Below are 22,780 nucleotides of genomic sequence, written 5' to 3'. Positions count from 1 at the left end.
CGTCAGAAACCCATGACCCGTCGCCGACGAAGCAGGGCCTTCTCCCCCTCCACCAGCACGAACAACAGAAAACTCAGCCCCAGAATCATGGCCCAGGACACCGCGTCCAGCCCCACCGTATGGAAGACCGTCTGCAATGGTGGTGCATAGGTGAATGCGCTCTGAATCCCGATCAACAGTACCGCCATGAGCAACGCGACAGGATTTTCCGTGAACAGGTCGCGACGGAATGCCGAGGCGACGAAATGACGCACGTTGAACAGATACACAAGCTCACCGCAGACCAGCATGTTCACGGCCGCGGTCCGTGCCGCGTCCAATGATCCGCCGCGGGCCAGCGTCCATTCGAAGACCATAAAGGTCGCCGTCACCATCAGCACGCTGACGAAGATCAACCGAAGAGCAAACAGCCGGGTGATCAAGGGTGCCGACGGTTTTCTGGGCGGGCGCAGCATGATCCGCCTTTCCGCGGGTTCGAACGCCAGCGCAAGTGCCAGCGTGATGGCCGTGACCGTATTGACCCAGAGAATCTGGGCCGGTGTCACGGGCAAGGCCAGCCCCGCGAAGACCGATAGCATGATCACGCCCGCCTCGCCGCCATTCGTGGGCAACATGAATAGCAGGGATCGCTGAATGTTGTCGAACACCGCCCGCCCTTCCTTGATCGCACGGGCAATCGTCGCGAAATTGTCGTCCGTCAGTACCAGATCCGCTGCCTCACGTGCCGCATCCGTGCCTTTCTGTCCCATGGCCACGCCGATATCCGCCGCCTTGAGCGCCGGCGCATCGTTCACGCCATCGCCCGTCATTGCGACCAGTTCGCCTTGGGCCTGCAAGGCCGCGACCAGACGCAGCTTATGCTCCGGGCTGGCGCGCGCGAAGATGTCCGTCTCGGACACCTGAGACCGAAGACGGGCATCGTCCATCAGGTCCAATTGCTCACCGGTCAGCACGGTCTGTCCCCCCAGCCCAAGCTGTCGCCCGATCGCCGCTGCAGTGACGGCATGGTCGCCCGTGATCATTTTCACCTGCAAGCCGGCCAGACGACAGGTATCCACGGCCTCGATCGCCTCTTCCCGTGGAGGATCGATCAGCCCCACCAGTCCCAGCAAGGTAAATCGCGGCGTCATATCCGCCAGACTGATCTGGGTGGTGCCCGTCGGCATGTCGGCACGCGCCAGCGCCAGTACCCGTTCGCCGGACAGCGCGGCCTGATGGATCAGTCTCTGCCAGTCCCGCGCATCCAGCGTCATACCGGAAATATCCTGCGTACAGCGGCCCAGCACCGCCTCCGGGGCACCCTTGAGAAAGACGACCGCGTGTCCGTCTTGATCATGGTGCAGGGTCGCCATGAAGCGGTGGGCCGCGTCGAAAGGCACCGTGTCCACCCGCGGAAACTCTGCTGTCAGTACGGACGCGATCGCCCCGGCCTTCTGGGCAAACGTCAGCAGGGCGCCCTCGGTGGGATCCCCGACCACCTGCCAGTCGTCGTCCGCCGCCGATCCGGGGCGCAGCTGCGCGTCGTTGCAGAGGACCGCGCACTGCGCCAGTGCGCCCAGTCCCTCGTTGCGGAGCGGATCGATGGGCAGATCCCCGAGGAGAAACGTGCCTTCGGGTCGGTAGCCGCTGCCGGTCACCCCCAATGTCTGCTCGGGCAGGATCGCCTGCACGACCGTCATCTGATTTCGGGTCAGCGTCCCGGTCTTGTCCGAGCAGATCACGGTCACCGAGCCCAGCGTCTCCACGGCGGGCAAACGGCGGATGATGGCGTGGTTTCTCGCCATGACTCGTGTCCCGATGGCCAGGACGATCGTCACCACGGCAGGTAAACCCTCAGGAATGGCCGCCACCGCGAGTCCGACCACCGCCAGGAACAACTCCAGCGTCGGCAGGCCCCGAACTGCATAGCCATACAGGAAGGTCACGAATCCAACCAGCAGGATCAGGATGGTCATTTGCCGTGCCATCTGATCGAGGCGACGGGTCAGCGGCGTCACGAGCGTCGGGACGGTGCCCATCAACGCACCAATCCGGCCCATTTCCGACCGGCCGGCCGTCGCCACGACGACGCCCACGCCCTGCCCGACGGCCACCACCGTCCCGGCATACGCCATGCACCGACGATCGGCGACGGCATGCGCTGCGGGCACGGGGGCCGTCGCTTTTTCCACGGGCATCGATTCGCCCGTCAACACGGCTTCATTGATGCGCAGGCTGTGGGTCTGCAGCAATCGCAGGTCGGCCGGGACGCGGCCGCCGGGTTCCAGCCAGACGATATCGCCGGGCACCAGGCGATCGGCATCGACTTCCTGCCGGGTGCCGTCCCGCAGCACGACTGCCCGGTTGGTCAACAGGGCGCGCACGGCATCCAGCGCCCGCTCCGCACGGCCTTCCTGAACATAACCGATGATTGCATTGATCACGACGACACTGAAAATCACACCGGCATCGACGAAGTCCCGCAGCAGCAGGGTCACCCCACCGGCCGCCAGCAGCACGTAGATCAGGGGGTTGTGGAATTGCAGGATCAGTCGTATCCAGGCCTTGCGCGGGGGCGCCGCGGCAAGTCGGTTCGGCCCATACGCTTCCAGTCGCTCGGCGACCACTTCAGCCGTCAGCCCCTGATTCGCCTGAACGGACCAGGTGTGCAAAACCGCTTCTGCAGTTTGCGCATGCCAGTCTGGCGTGGGGGTTTCGTCTTCGGATCGGGCAACGGTCATGATTTCTCCGGCATGGATCCCGTCACGGGATCTTCCTGCCCTTCATCCTAGCGTTTTCCCTTCCCGATTTCCGGTCAAGCACGGAAATCGGCAAACAAAAAAGCAGCCCCCTTGCGAGCGCTGCTTCTGGCATGGTCGAACCGCCCATGCGGCGGGGTGGACGCGCGACGGATCAGGGGATGCGGAACACCACCAGGTCCCCATCGCGCGTCACGGCCGCCACGCTGTTCTGCTCGGCCCGCATCGGATCGATGATCGCCCCATCCAGCTTGCCCCGACCGACCAGCGCCCCCGTTTCTGGGTCGAGCACGTGCAAGTAGCCTTCCTTGTCCCCGACGACCAGTTTGCCGTGATCCAATACCGGCCCGGTGACGCCGCGGTAGGAGAGTGCAGCCTGACGCCACAGCGGCTCCCCGGTCCGACGATCGATCGCCCAGACCACACCACTGGCATCCGTCACGTACAAGGCATGCTGGCCCAACGTCATGTCGGTATAGCCCGAAAACTTGCGACTCCACAATGTCTGACCACCCTGGGCCTGGATGGCGGCCAAGCGGCCCTGATAAGTCATGACATAGAACACCGCATCACCGAATTGCGGCGTCGAATCGATATCCACCATGCGATCGATATCCGTCCGGCCGGTCGGCAAGGCAACCTGATTCTTCCACAGAACGCGACCATCCGCCCGGGACACGACGGCAAACTCCCCGTCGTCGTAGCCAATGGCCACCGCATCCGGGAAGAGCAATGCACGACTCTGACCCTGCAGCGACAAGGCCGGCTCGTTGTGATTGATGGTCCAGACCACCTTGCCGTCTTCAGCGTTGAGCAGGCTGACGGATCCGTCCTTCGCACGCACGACGACATCCCGATGCCCGACGGAAGGCGCCGCCTCGACTGCGGTCGGCACCTGTGACTGCCACAAGGGCTTGCCGGTATCCGCCGCCAGGGCAAACACCTTGCCATCAGCGGTGCCGAATACCACCATATCGCCACTGGCACCGCCACCGACATTCAGGTCGTCATGCAGATCAGCCGTCCAGAGAGATTTGCCCGAACTGAGGTCATAGGCGAACACCCGGCCGCGCGGATCGGCGACGATGACGCGGCCCTCGGCCTCGACCGGGGCGATCTGTGCCAGTTCGCTGCGCTGGGCGTCGCCCGCACTGGCCTGCCACTCGATTTTCGGCGGGAACCGGTTGTCGATCTGGCCGAGCGGCGTCGGCTTGACGAACTCCCGCGTCTCCGAGCAACCGGAGAGGCCAACCAACACGGCCGGCAGGACGAGGCACAGGGCGGCCCGCGCGATACGCGCGCGATGGGATCGGTCAGCTGGACAGGACACAGTATCTTGGACGGGGGCTGCATTCATGAATGAGACTTCTCGGTCGGTGAGGGAGCGGCATGATCGTCGTTAGGGAGATTGTCCAGCTTGATCTTGAGCAGGGTCGCATCAACATGGGATCCGGTCATGGCCTGCTGATAGGCGGCACGGGCGGCCGACCAGTGTTTCTGGCTGGCCTCGATGTCGCCAGTCAGTTCGGCATACAAGGGGGCATAAGGCGCGGGCGGGGCCGTCTTCAACGTAGCCAGCGCCGCATCGGGTTGGTTCTGCGCCCATTGAACGCGCGCCAGACGCAACCGAGCGAGTGCCACAAGCGCTGGCTCCTTCGTCTCGGAAATCAGCTTCTGCAGATAGATGGCCGCCTTCGAGGGATCGTTCTGTGCCATGGCTTCATGCGCACCGACCAGCAGGGCCAATGCCGCATAGGCCGTTCCGGAATGGTCCGCGGCCAGCTTGCGTGCCGCTTCCATGGCCTGTTGCGGCTGGTTGGCCGCACTCAGCTGTTCGACCTGGTGAAAAGCCAATGCCGCGGCATTCTGCTGACGGGCCTGCCAGGTCTGCCAGCCGAACCAACCGGCGAGGACCACGGCGCCGACCGTCAGTCCCAGCATCAGCGGCTTGCCATATTGCGCCCAGAAATCCCTGAGCTTGTCGAGTTCTTCGTCGTCCGTCGCAGCCACAGCACACCTTAATGATTACGTGAATGATTCGCTGGCCGGGGGGCGCCCCGGAACAGTCCTGATTCTGCCCCGATCCAGCCGACCTAGTCTATCAAGACTGTCTGAAACGCCCAACCCGGGCCACACGGCCGCGGGATAAGGCTGGATATGATTAAGGGGCGGTTATTGCAGCGCGGTTAGCCAGGCAGACAAGGCCGGGCCGTCCAGCACCTGATCGGCCATGGCGGCATCGCGCAGATCCTTGACCGTAATCCCTGCATCGCCATCTGCAGACACCAGCAGCGCGAAACGCGCGCCACTGCGGTCTGCACGACGCAGCTGACTCTTGAGACTGCCGCCATCCAGCGCACATTGGACGCGTTGCCCGGGCAGCGATGCGCGTACCCTTTCCGCCAGCTGGAGGGCGGCGGCCTTGGCCGCATTTTCCGGCCAGAGGATGTAGATGTCCGCCGTGGACTCATCTTCCGCCAGCGCCATCAACTCGATCAACCGCTCCAGACCGATGGCAAAGCCGGCGGCCGGCGTCGCCCGACCGCCCAACTGGGTGACCAGACCGTCGTAACGACCGCCCGCGCAGATGGTGCCCTGAGCCCCGAGGGCCGTCGTCACCCATTCGAAAACGGTCCGGTTGTAGTAATCCAGACCGCGGACGAGGCGCGGGTTCACCACGAACGGGACGTTGGCGGCGGTGAGCAATGCCTGGACCTCACGGAAGTTCTCGAGATCGGCCTCGGTCAGATAGTCGGACAGGACCGGTGCATCCGCGAGTACCGCCTGCACCGCCGGATTCTTGCTGTCCAGAATCCGCAACGGGTTGGTCAGCAATCGGCTACGCGCCTCGTCATCCAGCTGTTCGGCATGCGCCTGCAGATAGTCGATCAGCACGGTGCGATGCTCAGTGCGCGCCTCCGGACTCCCCAGGGTGTTGATCTGGAGTGCCACGTCCGTGATGCCGAGCTGACGCCAGATGCCTGCCGCCATCAGGATCAGTTCCACATCGAGTTCCGCACCCGATACGCCAAAGGCTTCCACCCCGAACTGGTGGAACTGCCGATAACGCCCTTTCTGGGGGCGCTCATGCCGGAACATGGGCCCGATGTACCAGAGCTTGCGCTGCTGGTTGTGGATCAGACCATGCTCCAGACAAGCGCGCACACAACTCGCCGTCCCTTCGGGACGTAGCGTCAGCGAGTCCCCGTTGCGGTCGGCAAAGGTATACATCTCCTTTTCGACGATATCGGTGACCTCACCGATGCTGCGGGAGAAAAGGGCCGTGTGCTCGACGAGCGGCATTCGGATTTCCTGATAGCCGTAGGCACGGGCCGTGGCGGAAAGCGTCGATTCCAGATGCGCCCAGGCGGGCGTTTGCGCGGGCAGCACATCGTGCATGCCGCGCAGGGTTTGCAGGGTTTTACTCATGGGAAACAGGGATTTTTTGCTGGGCTATGTGTTCGCGGATGGCCTGTTCGACGCCATCCACCAGATCATTTTCGGTGAGCTTGCGCACCGGCTTGCCGTCGATGTAGAGCAGGCTCGGCTGGCCGCCGGTCAGGCCGACACTGGCCTCCCGCGCTTCCCCGGGGCCGTTGACGACACATCCGATGACCGCCACGTCCATGGACGTATCGATATCCTCGATACGCCCTTCGAGGGCGTTGACGGTCTTGATGACATCGAACTCCTGCCGGGAGCAGGACGGGCAGGCGATCAGATTGATGCCCCGGTTGCGCAGGCGCAGCGACTTGAGGATATCCCAGCCGACCTTGACCTCCTCGACCGGGTCGGCCGCCAAGGACACGCGCAGGGTATCGCCGATGCCCTCGGCCAGCAGCATGCCCAGACCGACGGCCGACTTGACCGCCCCGGAACGCAGCCCGCCCGCTTCGGTGATCCCGAGGTGCAGGGGCTGCTCGATCTGCCCGGCCAGTTGCCGGTAGGCCATCACGGTCATCCAGACATCGGAGGCCTTGAGCGAGACCTTGAATTCGGGGAAATCCAGGCGTTCCAGGATATCGATATGCCGCAGCGCGGACTCGACCATGGCGGCCGGGGTCGGTTCGCCGTACTTCTGCTGCAGCTCCTTTTCCAGAGAACCGGCATTGACACCGATCCGGATCGGGATGCCCTTGTCGCGTGCGCAGTCCACCACGGCGCGAACGCGATCCTCACGGCCGATGTTGCCCGGGTTGATGCGCAGGCAGTCTGCACCCAGCTCGGCAACGCGTAACGCGATCCGGTAGTCGAAGTGGATATCGGTGATCAGCGGAATCTCGACCTGCTGACGAATCTGGCCGAACGCCTCGGCCGCCGCCATGCTGGGCACGGAAACGCGCACCAGATCCGCCCCCGCCTTGGTCAGCGCACGGATCTGCGCCACCGTGGCCGCCACGTCGCAGGTATCGGTATTGGTCATGCTCTGGACGGCGATGGGCGCATCGCCGCCGATGGGCACGGCACCGACATGAATCTTGCGCGACAGGCGACGAATCGTGGGCGACGCGATGTGACTCATCCTAGCCTCCGATCGTTGTGCGCACGACACCCGTCGTGGCATTCGGAGCGCCCAGCTTCACCGGGGCGCCTTTCCAGAGCACCTCGACGGCAGCGGCGTTCCCCAGCACCACGGTGAACGGGCCGCTACCGGGTACCCGACGGGTCTCCCCGCTCTTCAGCACGTCGTAGACCAACCGCTTGCCGGCCGCATTGCGGACTTCGACCCAGCAGTCTGCAGACGTCGCCTTGATTTCGAGATCCGCCGCAGGCGCAGTCTCGGCGGAGGACGCCGACGCGGCCGTTGTCGTCGCGGGGCTTTCGGTCGGCTCCGTCGACGCCGGCACAGGGGCCGGAGCGGGCGCGTCAGAAGAGGCTGCCTCATCCGAAACACCCGCAGGGGGGGTGGCGGGCAGGGCGGGCAGCATGGTCTTCGTGTCGGTCGCAGCGTCGCCCGTTTCGGGCGCCGGTGACGTATTTCCCGCATCGGAGGATGTCGACGGGGACGCCAACGGTACGGTTGTGCCCGGCCCTGCGGCGGTCGATGGCGTTGCCACTTCCGTACCGGGTGGCGCCAACGGCACGAGCGTCACCGCGCGATCACTCACGACGGTCGTGGACTCATGTCCGCCCAGACGCGCCATGACCCATTGCTGCCAGCTCGTCGGCATGGCAAAAATCACGACAGCCGCCGCTCCGCCCAGGAGAACCAGCGAGACCAGTACCCGCCAGAAGCGGCCGCCCGATTTATGGCCATGCACGGTACGACTGGATTTGCGATGCGCCATGACATCCAGCGTCGGTCGTGCACCGACCTTGCGTGTGTCCTGCCCCGATTCCTGGGCAATCTGCGTGTTGTAGACATCGATCCACGACTGCGCATCCACATCCAGCAGACTCGCCCAATGCTTGAGGTAAGCCCGCACATAGATCGGCTCGGGCGCATCTTCGAAGCGGTTGGCCTCGATGGCCTCGACAATACGCAGGTCGAGGTTCAGCGACTGCGCCAGATCAGCCGTCGTCATGTCCTTGGCGATACGTGCAGCCTGGATCGCCTTGCCAAGATTCTGCACCGGTCGAAATTCCTCGTTGCGCACGTCTTCCGCCGGTCGATCACTGGTCAGGGGTGGAAGAATCGGCTCCTGATGGTCACCCTGTGAATGGCCCTGACTCATTATTTCGCTCCGCTTTCATACCATTTGGTCACTGCTGAATCCGGGAAACGCCCCTTCAGGATCAGCACATGATTGGCCAATGCCTGCTGATCATGCGTAGCACGGTCGATTCGGATCGCCAGCTGCAAGGACTCGGGCGACCCGCGGTTCGTCTGCTCGAAGTTTTTCATGGCGGTCGCGGCCTTCTGGAACTGACCGTCGGCATAGTAGGCACGGGCCAGCCCCAGCATGGCTGGACCATAGCCATCGGTCTTGTTCAGTGCCGCCTGGTACTGATCGATGGCCTTCGAGAGGTTCCCCTCGGCCTCGTAACAGACCCCCGAATTGGTCAGGGCAAACTCCGGTGTCTTGTAGAGCGGATCGCCGTAGGCTCGCGCAAACAGCTTCTGCGCCCGTGCGTAATCCTTCTGGCCGCACAGATAGGTGGCGTAGTTGTTGTCGAGATCGGAGTTGTTCGGATCCAGCGAATAGGCCTTGGCAAACTCGACGCCGGCCTTTTCGGTTTCGCCCAGCTGATTGAGCATGAGCGCGTACGCATGATGCGCGGGCGCAAAATTGTCGTCGAAGTAGATTGCGCGACGGATTTTCTCGACGGCCACATCCATGTGCCCCTCGTGCATGTACCCGACGCCGAGCTCGGTATTGATTTGCGCCGCCCGTTGGTTCTCGGTCTGGTTGTCCCGTGGGTTGACCCCATCGTCGCTCCCACGGTGGGCCATGCCGGCGCAGCCGGCCAGCAGCGCAGCCAGGGCGAAGGCCCCGAGGATTTTGATCGGCAACACGTCACGCACAGCTCCACGAACCATCATCAACGATCCTCCGTTGTCACCTTGATTTTCGCCAAACCCATTTGCGCCAGCTTTTGCGGGCGCCGGGCCTTGTCCTCGAACTCCCCGACCAACTGGCCGCAGGCCGCATCGATGTCGTCGCCCCGGGTTTTCCGGGGCACGGTGTTGATGCCCGCGCCCTTAAGCAGCGCGCGGAAGCGCTCGATCCGATTCCGGGACGAACGCCGATACCCCGAATCCGGGAACGGATTGAAGGGAATGAGGTTCACCTTCACCGCATTCTTGCGCGGACCGAGCAGGCGGATCAGCGTCTGGGCATGCTCGGGCTCATCGTTCACGCCCTCGAGCATCACATACTCGTAGATGATCGCGCCATGGGGCACGACCTCGGCATAGCGATCGCAGGCCGCCATCAGTTCGGCGATCGGGTACTTCTGGTTGATCGGCACGAGTACGTCCCGCAGCGGATCATCCGGCGCATGCAACGAAATCGCCAGCGACACCGGCAGGCGTTCGCGCAACCGGTCGATGGCCGGCACGATGCCCGAGGTGGAAATGGTGACGCGCCGCCGGGACAGACCGTAGGCATTGTCATCGAGCATCAGCGTCGCGGCGTTGATCACCGCCTCGAAGTTCAGCAGCGGCTCGCCCATACCCATGAAGACGATGTTGCTGATCGCCCGATTATGATTGACCGAGCGGTCGATCAAACGTTCCGCAAGCCATAACTGGCCGACGATTTCCGCCGTGGTCAGGTTGCGGTTGAACCCCTGCCGCCCCGTGGAGCAGAAGGTGCAGGCGAGCGAGCAGCCCACCTGGGAGGAAATGCACAAGGTGGCGCGATCGTCCTCGGGGATGTACACCATCTCCACGGAACCGCCGCCGTCCAACTCGAGCAGGAATTTGCGGGTGCCGTCGCTGGATACCTGATCCAGTCGGACACCCGGTGCACGGACGCAGGCCAAGTCCTTGAGCTTGTCGCGCAGACTCTTGGCCAGGTCCGTCATCTCATCGAAATCGCTGACCCGACGCTGGTGAACCCACTTCAGCACCTGAGTGGCCCGGAACGGCTTTTCGCCGAGCTCGGTAAACCACGCCCGCAATTGCTGCGGGGTCAGGCCCAGCAGGTTGACTCGGGCATCGGCACCCGAATCAACCGCGGCGGGCAGTGCATCGACCTCGATGGTGCGCGTCATGATCAGCGCGAGGTGACTTCTTCAGGCTTGAAGAAGTAGGCGATCTCGATCGCGGCGTTTTCGGCGCTGTCGGAACCATGTACCGCATTCGCGTCGATGGAGTCCGCGAAATCCGCACGAATGGTGCCCGGCGCAGCCTTCTTCGGATCGGTCGCGCCCATCAGGTCCCGGTTCTTCAGGATGGCGTTCTCGCCCTCGAGCACCTGGACGAATACCGGACCGGAGATCATGAAGCTGACCAGCTCGCCAAAGAAAGGACGCTCGCGATGCACGGCGTAAAAGCCCTCGGCCTGCTCACGGCTCAGTTGCATCATTCGGCCGGCAACGATCGCCAGACCGGCGTCTTCGAAACGGGTAATGATTTTGCCGATCACATTCTTGGCAACGGCATCGGGTTTGATAATCGACAGGGTACGTTCAACGGCCACGGCTATTCTCCTAAGGCGAACAAAAGATCAGTAAAACTGGGATTTTATGAAAATTCTGAAGAGGCGAGAGTTTACCGGTTTGGCGCGCAACAATCCACGACTGCACCATGCGCCCATCCATACCGATCACCAACGAAAAAGGCCGGAGCGATCCGGCCTTCCGACGCAACGACCCGGGCGCAGGAAAACGGACCCCGCGCCAGGGCCACCCGGGATCACACCCTGGGGCGACGCCCCGCCACCAGAGAAATGACGAACATAATCAGGAAGACGACAAACAGTACCTTCGCAACCCAGGCAGCCGTCCCGGCGATCCCGAAGAACCCCAGCGCACCTGCGATAATTGCAATGATAAAAAAGATCAGAGCCCAACTTAACATAGCGATCTCCTTACATCCGTACAGATAGTGATGATGTGATTACTTCGTCTTGTCTTTGACGGCATCCACGGCATCTTCCGCCGCATCCTTCGTCGCGTCATAGGCCTTGGTCGTGACATGCTTGGCGCCTTCCCATCCGCTCTTCAGGCCGGATTTGGTCTTTTCCCAGGCATGGGCCGCGGACCGCTTGGTCGTCGACCACCAGTCCTGATCCACAACCGGAAACTTGCCAACGCCCTGTTCGGTTGCATCGACATACACCTTGTAGGCAACACCGTTCAGTTGCGTGGCGTGTTCCGTCTTCACGGAAAACTGACCAGCAGGGACATAGACGTCCTTGCCGCCCAGCCCCAGCACGGCACCGGTGGTGACGACCACCCCCGCAACCCTCATGTTTTCATCCAGAAAGATGTTGCTTACCTCACCAATTTCCCGGTGCTTGCCATCCGCGACATAGACTTCGGCCCCCATCAGCGCCTTGGTTGAGTAAAGCCCCTCGGCCGCATCGGCCAAGGGGGACACGGTGAAAGCAATGGCGCCGCAAAGGGCAACAGCAATCGTGGTCTTTTGAATCATTGTGTTCATCAGGTACCTCTCTCGTTACGGGCGACGAATCGCCTTAGGCAAGAGCCTGGCTAGCTGCCTGACCCAGGATCGCTCGCAAATCCAATTCCGTAGCCATGGGTTTTATTGCGAGCTGCAGCTAAGCGTAGAACAGAACTCGGGTATTGCAAGGCGCTATCGGGCAATAGAAGAATCTTATTCGAACTAAAATGGGCGGACAGTTAGGCACATGCCCACGCTCGACACGCAGAGAGACATGTCGAGAGACTTGAGGAGCGCAACGACAGGCCCGGCACGAAACCAAGCATCGACAGGGAGATCTCCCCCAGGGAGATAGCTATTTGTGACGCACTCTGGCGCCACGAAGATTGATGGCCTGATCGCGCTCCCGATTGGCGCTCAACACGGCATCCTGCTTCATGGACACATCGAGCAAATCCGGATTCGTAATCAGCTCGGAGAGATGTATGCCGGAGAGAAAACTGTGAATTTGCTGGGAAAGCCCCATCCAGAGGTCATGGGCGAGGCACTTGTGACCATCCTGGCAATCGCCCTTGCCGCCACAGCGGGTGACGTCCACTTCCTCGTCGACCGCCACGACAACCTCCGCCACATTGATTTCCGAAGCCGGTCGCGCCAACTGATAACCGCCACCCGGCCCCCGGACGCTTTTGATCAAACGGGCTCGGCGCAACTGTGCAAACAACTGCTCAAGGTAAGACAGGGAAAGCCCCTGGCGCTCCGCGATATCCGCCAATGCCGTCGGTTCGCCCCGGTCGTGAATGGCCAGATCCAACATGGCCGTTACCGCATAACGCCCTTTCGTCGTCAGCCTCATTACTCTAACTCCCGTATCATGTTTCGCTCGACCCGATGCACCCGCGCCGCGCCATCCCGGGCAGTCACAACCCTAAATGCCGCACGTATGCGCTACGCATCGGGAACCGTGGCATTCCCGCGCTTCGAACCCAGGCTCCGTACGACCAAGCCCCGAACGATTACGCCTGCTTTTCGGTCCCGCTATCCGGCGTCGGGCAACCAATCGCCTGTTCGTCATCTGCCAGGTGGCAACCGGCCAGACTCGGCAACGGTCGATCCTCCTGCCCCACATCCGCATCCTGCGCCAGCCCGGTCGCCTCCTGCAAGGCTCGGACACGCTGAGTCAACGCCATCAGACGCTCATCGGCCGCCTGAACGTGGTCCAGCAGACGGTCGACGACCTCGGCCACCGGGTCCGGCATGTCCTGAGCCATGCCATAGGCATCGAAACCCAACCGTTCCGCGATCCGGGCCTGCTGCGCACTGATCTCCGGCCGCCGCCCCACGATGCGCGCCGGAATACCCACCAACGTGGCACCCGCCGGCGCATCCTTGAGTACGACGGCATTACTCCCCACCCGGACGCCGTCTCCAAGCACGATGGGGCCGAGCACCTTCGCCCCCGCTCCGATCACCACGCCATCACCCAGGGTCGGATGCCGCTTCCCCGCGGACCAGTGCGTGCCGCCCAGCGTCACCCCGTGATACAGGGTGCAGTCATCGCCGATTTCTGCGGTTTCGCCAATTACGACCCCCATGCCATGATCGATGAAGAAGCGCCGACCGATCTTGGCCGCCGGATGGATTTCGATGCCTGTCAACCAGCGCCCCAACCCCGCGACCAGTCTTGCCAGCAGTCGCAGTCGCCAGCCCCACAGGGCATGGGCGAGGCGGTGCCACCAGATCGCGTGGATACCGGGATAGGTCAGGGCAATCTCGAAACGACTGCGCGCAGCCGGATCCCGGGCAAATACGCCATCGATGTCCTCCCGGACACGTTGCCACAGATTCATGATGCTTGCCTCGAATTCTTAAGGGACGGCGGCTCGATGGCCAATGCCCGGATCATGCCATGAAGAATGGCCAATTCATTTCGGGTCGGCCTTGCCCGCCGAAACAGGATCTGCACGCGAGACAGCAATCGCTGACGGTTCTGCGCGATCTCCTCGGCCGACTCGGCGCCCCGCACGAAAAAGGCCGTGCGATCCAGTGCGTCGGCCAGACGGGTCTCGAACGCCGACAGTTCGGCCATGGACGCCCAATCCGGATCCTCGTCGACATCCCCCGCCACAGTCGCCGCGTGCCCGTCACCCAGCAAGCCAGCCATGAACAGCTCGTAGGACACGATCTGAACCGCCTGCCCCAGGTTCAGCACGGGATACGTCGGATTAGCAGGAATTTCGATCAGGCGCTGTGCCGATGCCAGCTCCTGATTCGTCAGTCCGGTACGCTCCGCGCCAAACAGGATACTGATCACGCCGCCATCCCGCGCCAAATCGGAACAGATACTTTGCGCGGCCGTGCGCGCATCAAACACCGGCAACTGTAACTCGCGCTTTCGTGCACTGGTTGCCCAAACGGCGACGGAATCACCCAGCGCGGCGCTCAGGTCCGGTTCGATGCGGGCCGCATGAAGAATATCCGCAGCGTGCTTGGCCGTCGATAATGCCTGCGCGTCCAACTCGGCCTTAGGCGCCACGAGAACGAGACGACTCAGGCCCATGTTCTTCATCGCTCGGGCCACCACGCCGAGATTACCCGAGTGGCTGGTGCCGCACAGCACGACCTGTATCCGGTCCAATTGCCGCCCGACGTAATCCGATGCTGTTTCCTGAGCGCTGCGCTTCATGTCGCGATATTTTTCCGGATAATCAACCCTGTCACAGGTATAATGATAGGTTCGAACTTTTCCGACCTACTTTAGTAAATGTGTTGATACGCCATTATGCCCCATCCCATGCTCACCATGGCGGTTCGAGCCGCCCGCGCCGCCGGTAATGTCATTTCACGCGCCACGGACCATATTCCGGATCTGACCATCGAGGCCAAGCGCCGGAACGATTTCGTGAGTGAGGTGGATCACCAGGCCGAGCACGCGATTATAGACATTCTGAAACGCGCCTACCCGGATCATCACTTTCTGGGCGAAGAGTCCGGCGATACCGGCAACGCCACGAGCGACTACCGGTGGATCATCGACCCGCTCGACGGCACGACGAACTTCCTGCATGGCCTGCCGCACTACGCGGTGTCCATTGCGCTTGAATACCAGGGACGCATCGAACTGGGCGTGGTGTTCAACCCGACCAATCAGGAACTGTTCACGGCGGAACGCGGTGGCGGCGCCTATCTGAACAACCGGCGCATCCGCGTCGCTGGTCTGCGCAACTTGGAAGGCGCTTTGCTGGGAACGGGCTTCCCCTTCCGCCCGGAACAGGATGTGAACCTGTATCTGAAAACCTTCCTGGCGCTGCACGGCCCGCTGGCCGGTATCCGACGCGCAGGTTCCGCCGCGCTGGATCTGGCTTATGTGGCCAGCGGACGTCTGGATGGATACTGGGAGTTCGGCCTTCGGCCTTGGGACATTGCGGCAGGCGTACTGCTGGTACGCGAGGCGGGCGGGGTCGTGATCGACTTCGACGGCACGGAAAACTTCATGACGACGGGCAACCTGATCGCCGCCAACCCCAAGGTGACCCATGCGATGCTGAAAGGCATCGGCAATGCCCTGAAAGGCTGACCCCTCTGTCGATCGGGCAGCTCGTCAGGCAGCCACGCCGACCACACGCCCGCCATCACCCGACAAAACGCACCCCGCGCAGGCAGAGACCCGACGTACAACCAGATCGGGCCTCAGTAACCTGCGCTCTGTTTACGGCTGGGTATCGGCCACCGCTTCCTTGTCGGTCATCTTGAGCAGATCCTTGCGCTTGAGCCCCAGGTCGAGGGCGAGGCTTGCGGCGACATAGATCGACGAGAAGGTCCCGAGCACGATACCCACCAGCAGCGTGAGCGAAAAGCCCGACAGGGTCTCCCCGCCGAACAGGTAGAGCGACAGCACCGTGAGGAACGTCGTGAGGGAAGTCATCACCGTTCGGGACATCGTCTGGTTCGTGGAGATATTCATCACCTCGATTTCGGAGCCCTTGCGGATCTTGCGGAAGTTTTCCCGAATCCGGTCGAAGACCACGATGGTATCGTTGATGGAATAACCGGCCAACGCCAGGAACGCGGCCAGCACGGTGAGGTTGAACTCGATCCCCAGAGCACTGACGAAACCCAGCACCATGAACAGATCGTGGGCCAGGGCGAGCACGGCGCCAGCCGCCAGCTTCAACTGGAACCGAAGCCCCACGTACACCAGAATGCCGCCCAGGACGACCAGCAGCGCCATCCCGCCCGAGTTGAACAACTCCTGCCCCACCGCCGGACCGACATACTCGACGCGTCGCATGGTGACGCCCGCATCTTCGGTTTTCAACACGCTCAGCACATGGTCGGCCAACTGGTTCTGGTTCTGCCCTTTCACGGGGGGCATGCGAATCATCACCGCCTCGCTCGAACCGAAGTACTGCACGACCGCATCGGGGAAATCGCTCTTCTTCAGCAGCGCACGTACGGCATCCAGGTCAGCGGCCTTCGGATAACCGACCTCGATCACCACGCCCCCGGTGAAATCGAGCCCCATGTTGATGCCCTTCGTGCTCAACGCAACGATGGACAGCACCAGCATCAGGATGGACACGCCGTATGCGATATATCGCTTGCCGAAGAAATCGAATTTTGAATCCAGCGGAAACAGGTTCATAACCGTGCGCTCTCAATGAAAAATGGTGTGCGGCCAAGGTCCGCGATCGGCGTCTCGATCAGCAAGGTACCGTGGCGCATCAGGTACAAATCAGATGGACAACTGGGTCAGTCGGGTACGACGACCGTAGATCAGGTTGATCAGGGCACGCGTCACCATGATGGCGGTAAACATGGAGGCCATGATCCCGATGCTGAGCGTGACGGCAAACCCCTTGATCGGCCCGGAGCCCAGGGCGAACAGCGCCAGTGCCGCCAGCAGCGTCGTGACGTGCGAATCCAGAATGGTCGCGAACGCCCGTTCGTAGCCCGCCTTGATGGCGGCCTGGGGCGTCATGCCGTTGCGCAGTTCCTCGCGGATGCGCTCGTTGATCAACACGTTGGCATCGACCGCGATCCCGAGGGTCAGCACCATACCGGCAATACCCGGCAACGTCAGCGTGGCCTGGAGCAGTGAGAGCGCCGCGACGATCAGGACGAGATTTACCCCCAACGCCACGACGGAAACCGTCCCGAACACCCGGTAGTAAATCATCATGAACACGGCGACCAGCGCGAAGCCGAGAATGGAGGCATCGATGCCCGATTGGATATTGGCCGCCCCCAGGCTCGGGCCGACTGTGCGCTCCTCGACGATGTCCATGGGCGCACGCAAAGCACCCGCCCGCAGCAGCAGCGCGAGATCACGCGCCTCGTTGGGCGAATCCAGTCCGGTGATCTGGAAACGATTGGCCAACTGATCCTGAATCGTGGCCACGTTGATGACCTGCTGGATCAGTTTCTTGTCCTTGACCGGCTTGCCGTCGACCATCTTCGTTTCCGTGCGATGCTCGATAAACACGACGCCCATCTGCTTGCCGATGTTCTGCCCCGTGATATCCGCCATGCGTCGCGCGCCCTGACCATCCAGATTGACGAACACCGCCGGCGAGCCGGAACGCTGATCGAAGCCGGAGGACGCCCCCGTGATCCGATCGCCGGTCACGATCACCTGCCGCTTCAGCAGCACCGGCTGGCCGTTCTTTTCATGATACAGCCGCGCATCGGGCGGCACATGGCCGGACTGCTGCGCATCGAGCCAATCCGAGGGGGTTCCCGCCACCAGGCGGAATTCCAGCGTCGCCGTGGCGCCGATGATCTCCTTGGCCCGCACCGTATCCTGGATACCCGGCAGTTCGACCACGATTCGATCGTCGCCCTGCTGCTGGATCAGCGGCTCGGCCACGCCGAGCTCGTTGACGCGATTGCGCAATGTGGTGATGTTCTGCTCCAGAGCGGCTTTCCGCTCCGCCGTGGCGCCCTGCTCGGTAAGCTGGGCGGTTAGAAACGGCTGTCCATCCCGATCGACCGACTGGAATCGCAACTCCGGATAATTACCCTCCAGGGCCTTGGCGGCCGCATCCCGAACCGCGGCATCGGGAAACCGCAGGGCAATTTGATCGTCCTTGTCGACATCGGCACTGATGTACCGGATATTTGCCTGCCGCAGGTCACCGCGCATGCCATCCACTCGACGCTCCAGCGCCGTCTTGATCGCTGCCTTCATGTCGATTTGCATCAGGAAATGCACCCCGCCGCGCAAATCCAGGCCCAGGAACATCGGCTTGACGCCCAGATCCGTCATCCAGCGCGGCGCGGCCGGCGCCAGATTCAGGGCGACCGGATAATCCTCGCCCAGCGCCGTGCGCACGACATTGACGGCCTTGAGCTGCGCGTCGGTGGAATCAAACTGGATCAGACCATCCTGCCCTTCGATCCGGGCACTCTTGACGGGAATATGCGCCGCCTTGAGCGCCGTCTCCGCCTGGGCCAATGCCGCGGCATCAACCGACGCATTGCGCTTGGAAATCTGCAGGGCGGGATTTTCCCCGTAGATGTTGGGCAACGCCAGAAAGACTCCCAGTGCCAGCACCAGGATAATGATCAGGTTTTTCCACCAGGGATAACGATTCATCGTAAACGCCTGTAACTCGAGTCAGACAACGGTCCGCGCCTTCATGGACGAACCGGGAATCAATAAGGATCCGGCCCGTCCATGATGGTACGGGCCGGATGGGAAGGATTACGCGTCGCGCATGTCCTTGAGCGTACCCTTGGGCATGACGGTTGCCACGGCCTGCCGCTGCACGACCACGGTCACGCCATCGGAGACTTCGATGGTGATGAAGCCGTCCGACAGCTTGATCACGCGTCCCAGCATGCCGCCGTTGGTGATGACCTCATCGCCTTTCTCGATCGCTTCGACCAGCTTCTTGTGTTCTTTCTGACGCTTGACCTGAGGACGAATCAGCAGGAAGTACATGACACCGAAAATCAGCACCAGCGGCAAGAACGTTGCAATCATACTGGGCTGCTGGGCCGCGGCGGGCGCTGCTTCAGCCAGGGCATCCGAAATCAGGAACATTATGCTGTACTCCTCGTAACACGTTGTTTTGTGAATTGATCATCAAGTCAAACCAGTCGACCCGCGAATAATGCGTTCGTTAGTATGCCACAGACCCGGCAAGTTCCCGGTGTTTTGGCAAGACGGGCAACCCGTGGTTCGACGTGCCGGGCGGGTTGTCCCGCACCCCGCAGGTCGGCTATGCCTCGATGCCGCGCGCACGATCGGCATGGAACTGCCGACGGAACGCCTCGAACTGCCCCGCCTCGATCGACGCACGGATTTCGCGCATCAGCGTCTGGTAATAATGCAGGTTGTGGATCGTGTTGAGTCGGGAACCCAGCAATTCGCCGCAGCGGTCCAGATGCTTGAGATAGGCGCGGCTGTAGCGCTGACAGGTCGTGCAGGTGCAGGTTTCGTCCAGGGGCCGGGTGTCCCGGACATATCGCGCGTTGCGCAGCTTGATATCGCCATAGCGGGTGAACAGGTGACCGTTGCGCGCGTTGCGGGTCGGCATGACGCAGTCGAACATGTCGACACCGCGTGCGACGGACTCGACGAGATCCTCCGGCTTGCCCACCCCCATGAGATATCGCGGCCGATCGTTCGGCAGCAGGGGCGTGGTCGCCTCCAGCACATGATTTCGCTCGTCCATCGGCTCGCCCACGGACAGCCCGCCGATCGCATAGCCGTCGAACCCGATGTCCTGCAATCCGGCCGCGGACTCCTGGCGCAGCGCCGGATACATGCCGCCCTGCACGATGCCGAACAGCGCCGTATCCGTGTTGTCCGGCTTGAGCTGGTCGAATGCGGCGCGGGAACGTTGTGCCCAGCGCAGGGACAGGCGCATTGATTCGCCCGCCTCGATCGGGGTCGCCGGATACGGCGTACATTCGTCGAAGATCATCACGATGTCCGAGCCCAGTTCGTGCTGGATCTGCATCGAGCGCTCGGGGGTCAGCAGCACCGGTGAACCATCCACAGGCGACTGGAAGCGCGCCCCTTCCTCCGTGATCTTGCGCATGTCCGCCAGGGAGAAGACCTGAAACCCGCCCGAGTCCGTCAGGATCGGCTTCTGCCAGCCCATGAAATCATGCAGGTCGCCATGGGCGCGGATCACATCGGTACCCGGGCGCAACATCAGATGGAAGGTATTGCCGAGGATGATCTCGGCACCCAACGCCTCGACCTCGAGCGGGTCGACCGATTTGACCGTGCCGTAAGTACCCACCGGCATGAAGGCCGGCGTCTGGATCGTGCCGCGCACAAAGCGGAGTTCGCCGCGCCGTGCGCCGCCATCGGACCCCTTCAATTCAAATTGCATAGGCCTATCCGTTGTCGGGCGCGTGCCCGGATGACGTGACTGGAATGAATACGGCATCGCCGTAACTGAAGAACCGGTAACCGTGAGCAACGGCATGCTCATAGGCCGCCAGCATGCGCTCACGGCCAGCCAGGGCGCTCACCAGCATCAACAGCGTCGATTGCGGCAGGTGGAAATTGGTCAGCAGCGCATCCACCACATAGGTCGGCTGCCCCGGATACAGAAAGAGCGACGTATCCCCCTGGTAGGCGCCGACTTCTCGGCGCGCGGCCGCCTCCGGATGGGCGCGCGCAGCCGTTTCCAGGGCGCGCACGGCCGTCGTTCCCACGCACACGACCCGGCCGCCCCGTGCCCGGGCCGCCTTGATCGCGTCCGCCGCCGCCGCGGGGACATCCAGCCACTCCCGGTGCATCTTGTGGGCGGAGATGTCGGTCACGCGCACGGGCTGGAACGTACCGGCCCCCACATGCAAGGTCACGAAGGTCGTTTCCACGCCACGCGCCGCGATCTGCGCCAACAGCGAGGCGGTCAGATGCAGGCTGGCCGTCGGTGCGGCCACCGCGCCGTCCCGGCGCGCGAAAACCGTCTGGTAGTCGGCGCGATCGGCCGCATCGTCGGCACGATCAATATACGGCGGCAGCGGCATGTGCCCCGCCCGTTTCAACCAGCCCAGAAAATCCGTTTCGGTGGCTCCCGGCACCAGTTGCAATAGAAAAAGGCCCTCATCGCGAGCAGCGACCGTCAACCGCACCCCGCCCTCCATGTCCAGACACCCACCCATCTTCGGAGACTTGCTCGCTCGTACATGGCACCACGCGGACTGGGTGTCGACAAGACGTTCGACCAGGATCTCGACCCGACCACCGCTTTCCTTCTGTCCGAAAACGCGCGCCGGAATAACCCGGGTGTCGTTCAGCACAAGCAAGTCGCCCGCACGCAGCAGGTCCGGGAAATCGGCAATATAGGCGTCTTTCAGGCCACCGGGGGCGTCGTCATCCAGAATCAGCAGACGTGCGGACTCTCTCGGCTCCGCGGGGCGCAGCGCAATGAGCTCCTGGGGCAGGTCGTAATCAAAAAGTTGGGTATGCATGGCGCGCGCAGTCTATCACGGCTGACAATTCGGGCTGTAGCGGTGACATCGGCCCTTCAGTGCCCAATACGGCGGTTGCTTTGTGAATAGGGCGGGGAAATCAAGCAGAAAAGGCCATCCTGGCCAAGAACCCGTTCCATGGTTCGATCCTGACATGCCCGTCATGGACACAGTCAAAGGTTGAACTGATCAGTTTTGCCCATCCCTGGGCGGCCCGCAGCCGAGCAATCCTACGGCCACGCGCGAAGGAGATTCGTCCCGAACCTCTGCAAGACATCCTGTCCAGTACAACACGCTTCCCTGTCGGCATCCTGCCGCCGCATCCTTGCGCATCATCCTGAAGACTTCCGTGTGAATCCTTCGTTGATCCCTTGATCATCCCTGGTCACAGGTCATCCCTGGTCACAGGTCATCCCTGGTAACAAGTCATCCCTGGTAACAAGTCATCCCTGGTCACGCTGCTCATCCGAAAGCAGTTCGGCCACGGCATCCCTGCCGTGGCCAGCCCATCCTTGGGCATCGATCCATTGAGTGCTGTCTGATCATCCATGAACAGACAAAATCGGCGTCCTGCCGCTGTGTTTCCGAACACGAGGCCATCATGACGAACATCTGTGACAAGTTGTAGCGTGAACGGGGGCAAGTTCCGTCAGAATAAGCGGTTAATCGTGTAGGAATAATCCTACAGATCGAGCATCACATGCTCACAGAGCGTGATCGAGGCTCTGAAACGAATCGCAGCCACTGACAAAAAAACGGCGAACCGCCTGCAGAAATCCCTGCGGATCTTCCACATGCGGCCAGTGCTTGGCCCGGGGCAGGGTACACAGGCAACTGCCGGGAAACTGACGTGACATCAACGGCTCGTCAACCGGCTCGATGTAGGCCGAACCGGCACCCCGGATGAACAACGCGGGGCCGCAGAAAAAACCGTGAAGCACCGGCATGAGAGAGGTTTCGGGATAGGCCCGGGCAAGCTCCTCCAGATTGAAGCGCCAATGCCATCCCGCATCCGGTCCATGCATGAGGTTTGCGGTCAGGAACGCCCGCACTTCGGGATCGAACACATGCTGTGCCATTTGCATGCGCGCTTCGTCCCGCGACTCGATCGCCGTCAGATCAACCGCGCGCAATGCCGCAAAAACGTCCTGGTGCCAGGCAGGATAGGCCTTGGGTGCGATGTCGACCACGACCATTCGGGTAAATCGCTCCGGCGCGCGATCGGCCAGGACCATCGCCAACTTCCCGCCCAACGAATGACCGATCAGCTTGGCACGCTCCAGACCCAGTCGATCCATGAGCCGCAACACGTCATCGGCCATGTCGGAATAACTCAGGCCGGGTGCCCAGGGGGATCGACCATGATTGCGCAAATCCAGATTGATGACCCGGTACGTGTCCGACAGCGACCGGGCAACTCCACGCCAATTCGCCAGCGAGCCGAACAAGCCGTGCATGATGAGCACCGGCAGGCCGCCACCGGATTCTTCGAAGTTGAGTGAGACGGGCTGAGACATAGACCTGATTTTCCATTGCGCCGAAAATTGAACAATCCGCACATACTAACAGACCGCCTCCACGGGAAAAT

21 protein-coding genes are annotated in these 22,780 nt (G+C 62.2%); 1 reads left to right on the top strand and 20 read right to left on the bottom strand.

Going from position 1 to position 22,780, the window contains the following annotated elements; translation table 11 throughout:
* Positions 1 to 2 precede the first annotated feature (2 nt).
* The 14 genes from A9404_RS09475 to A9404_RS09415 all read right to left on the bottom strand — a co-directional run bounded on the left by A9404_RS09475 (position 3) and on the right by A9404_RS09415 (position 14,437).
* Positions 3 to 2,720: a cation-translocating P-type ATPase gene (locus A9404_RS09475; protein ID WP_066100760.1), complete on the bottom strand. Its 2,718-nt coding sequence runs from the start codon at positions 2,718 to 2,720 to the stop codon at positions 3 to 5.
* Positions 2,721 to 2,892: 172 nt separating this feature from the next.
* Positions 2,893 to 4,095 (bottom strand): outer membrane protein assembly factor BamB, encoded by a 1,203-nt coding sequence (bamB, locus tag A9404_RS09470; protein ID WP_066100756.1) that lies wholly within the window; start codon positions 4,093 to 4,095, stop codon positions 2,893 to 2,895.
* On the bottom strand, positions 4,092 to 4,748 hold the full coding sequence (locus A9404_RS09465; protein ID WP_066100750.1) for a YfgM family protein: 657 nt from the start codon (positions 4,746 to 4,748) through the stop codon (positions 4,092 to 4,094). Before A9404_RS09465 ends, bamB begins: the two co-directional genes overlap by 4 nt.
* Positions 4,749 to 4,910: 162 nt before the next feature.
* Entirely contained in the window at positions 4,911 to 6,167 is a 1,257-nt protein-coding gene (hisS, locus tag A9404_RS09460) for a histidine--tRNA ligase (RefSeq protein ID WP_066100747.1), read from the bottom strand.
* Positions 6,160 to 7,260 carry a flavodoxin-dependent (E)-4-hydroxy-3-methylbut-2-enyl-diphosphate synthase gene (gene ispG, locus A9404_RS09455; protein WP_066100744.1) on the bottom strand — a complete coding sequence of 367 codons (1,101 nt, stop codon included), beginning with the start codon at positions 7,258 to 7,260 and terminating at the stop codon, positions 6,160 to 6,162. The genes hisS and ispG overlap by 8 nt, the downstream gene beginning before the upstream one ends.
* A gap of 1 nt (position 7,261) precedes the next feature.
* Positions 7,262 to 8,413 (bottom strand): helix-turn-helix domain-containing protein, encoded by a 1,152-nt coding sequence (locus A9404_RS09450; RefSeq protein WP_066100742.1) that lies wholly within the window; start codon positions 8,411 to 8,413, stop codon positions 7,262 to 7,264.
* Positions 8,413 to 9,222: a type IV pilus biogenesis/stability protein PilW gene (pilW, locus tag A9404_RS09445; RefSeq protein WP_066100740.1), complete on the bottom strand. Its 810-nt coding sequence runs from the start codon at positions 9,220 to 9,222 to the stop codon at positions 8,413 to 8,415. The genes A9404_RS09450 and pilW overlap by 1 nt, the downstream gene beginning before the upstream one ends.
* Positions 9,222 to 10,397, bottom strand: coding sequence for a 23S rRNA (adenine(2503)-C(2))-methyltransferase RlmN (gene rlmN, locus A9404_RS09440; protein ID WP_082922875.1), 1,176 nt, complete (start codon positions 10,395 to 10,397; stop codon positions 9,222 to 9,224). The genes pilW and rlmN overlap by 1 nt, the downstream gene beginning before the upstream one ends.
* Before the next feature lie 2 nt (positions 10,398 to 10,399).
* Positions 10,400 to 10,825 (bottom strand): nucleoside-diphosphate kinase, encoded by a 426-nt coding sequence (ndk, locus tag A9404_RS09435; RefSeq protein ID WP_066100737.1) that lies wholly within the window; start codon positions 10,823 to 10,825, stop codon positions 10,400 to 10,402.
* 215 nt (positions 10,826 to 11,040) lie between these two features.
* Positions 11,041 to 11,205: a DUF1328 domain-containing protein gene (locus A9404_RS13185; protein WP_082922874.1), complete on the bottom strand. Its 165-nt coding sequence runs from the start codon at positions 11,203 to 11,205 to the stop codon at positions 11,041 to 11,043.
* A 39-nt stretch (positions 11,206 to 11,244) separates the two neighbouring features.
* Positions 11,245 to 11,790 carry a PRC-barrel domain-containing protein gene (locus A9404_RS09430; RefSeq protein ID WP_066100734.1) on the bottom strand — a complete coding sequence of 182 codons (546 nt, stop codon included), beginning with the start codon at positions 11,788 to 11,790 and terminating at the stop codon, positions 11,245 to 11,247.
* A 316-nt stretch (positions 11,791 to 12,106) separates the two neighbouring features.
* Positions 12,107 to 12,607: an Rrf2 family transcriptional regulator gene (locus A9404_RS09425; protein ID WP_066100731.1), complete on the bottom strand. Its 501-nt coding sequence runs from the start codon at positions 12,605 to 12,607 to the stop codon at positions 12,107 to 12,109.
* Between the two features lie 160 nt (positions 12,608 to 12,767).
* Positions 12,768 to 13,595: a serine O-acetyltransferase gene (cysE, locus tag A9404_RS09420; protein WP_197490491.1), complete on the bottom strand. Its 828-nt coding sequence runs from the start codon at positions 13,593 to 13,595 to the stop codon at positions 12,768 to 12,770.
* A gap of 2 nt (positions 13,596 to 13,597) precedes the next feature.
* On the bottom strand, positions 13,598 to 14,437 hold the full coding sequence (locus A9404_RS09415) for an RNA methyltransferase (protein WP_066100725.1): 840 nt from the start codon (positions 14,435 to 14,437) through the stop codon (positions 13,598 to 13,600).
* A gap of 96 nt (positions 14,438 to 14,533) precedes the next feature.
* On the opposite strand from A9404_RS09415, the gene A9404_RS09410 reads away from it, so the two are divergent.
* Positions 14,534 to 15,328: an inositol monophosphatase family protein gene (locus A9404_RS09410; RefSeq protein ID WP_066100722.1), complete on the top strand. Its 795-nt coding sequence runs from the start codon at positions 14,534 to 14,536 to the stop codon at positions 15,326 to 15,328.
* 132 nt (positions 15,329 to 15,460) lie between these two features.
* Here the strand turns inward: A9404_RS09410 and secF are convergent, their stop codons facing one another.
* The 6 genes from secF to A9404_RS09380 all read right to left on the bottom strand — a co-directional run bounded on the left by secF (position 15,461) and on the right by A9404_RS09380 (position 22,709).
* The gene (gene secF / locus A9404_RS09405; protein WP_066100719.1) at positions 15,461 to 16,396 is read right to left on the bottom strand and encodes a protein translocase subunit SecF; all 936 of its coding nucleotides are present in this window, start codon (positions 16,394 to 16,396) and stop codon (positions 15,461 to 15,463) included.
* Between the two features lie 90 nt (positions 16,397 to 16,486).
* Positions 16,487 to 18,349 carry a protein translocase subunit SecD gene (gene secD, locus A9404_RS09400; RefSeq protein WP_066100716.1) on the bottom strand — a complete coding sequence of 621 codons (1,863 nt, stop codon included), beginning with the start codon at positions 18,347 to 18,349 and terminating at the stop codon, positions 16,487 to 16,489.
* A gap of 108 nt (positions 18,350 to 18,457) precedes the next feature.
* Positions 18,458 to 18,802, bottom strand: coding sequence for a preprotein translocase subunit YajC (yajC, locus tag A9404_RS09395; protein ID WP_407645335.1), 345 nt, complete (start codon positions 18,800 to 18,802; stop codon positions 18,458 to 18,460).
* Between the two features lie 175 nt (positions 18,803 to 18,977).
* Positions 18,978 to 20,102, bottom strand: coding sequence for a tRNA guanosine(34) transglycosylase Tgt (gene tgt / locus A9404_RS09390; RefSeq protein ID WP_066100711.1), 1,125 nt, complete (start codon positions 20,100 to 20,102; stop codon positions 18,978 to 18,980).
* Between the two features lie 4 nt (positions 20,103 to 20,106).
* Positions 20,107 to 21,192 carry a tRNA preQ1(34) S-adenosylmethionine ribosyltransferase-isomerase QueA gene (queA, locus tag A9404_RS09385; RefSeq protein WP_066100707.1) on the bottom strand — a complete coding sequence of 362 codons (1,086 nt, stop codon included), beginning with the start codon at positions 21,190 to 21,192 and terminating at the stop codon, positions 20,107 to 20,109.
* Between the two features lie 704 nt (positions 21,193 to 21,896).
* Positions 21,897 to 22,709 carry an alpha/beta fold hydrolase gene (locus A9404_RS09380; RefSeq protein ID WP_066100704.1) on the bottom strand — a complete coding sequence of 271 codons (813 nt, stop codon included), beginning with the start codon at positions 22,707 to 22,709 and terminating at the stop codon, positions 21,897 to 21,899.
* Positions 22,710 to 22,780 lie beyond the last annotated feature (71 nt).

The organism is Halothiobacillus diazotrophicus, from assembly GCF_001663815.1.
Taxonomy (GTDB): Bacteria; Pseudomonadota; Gammaproteobacteria; order Halothiobacillales; family Halothiobacillaceae; genus Halothiobacillus; species Halothiobacillus diazotrophicus.
Note: the sequence above shows the minus strand (reverse complement) of the source record. Positions and strands in the feature narration are given on the sequence as shown.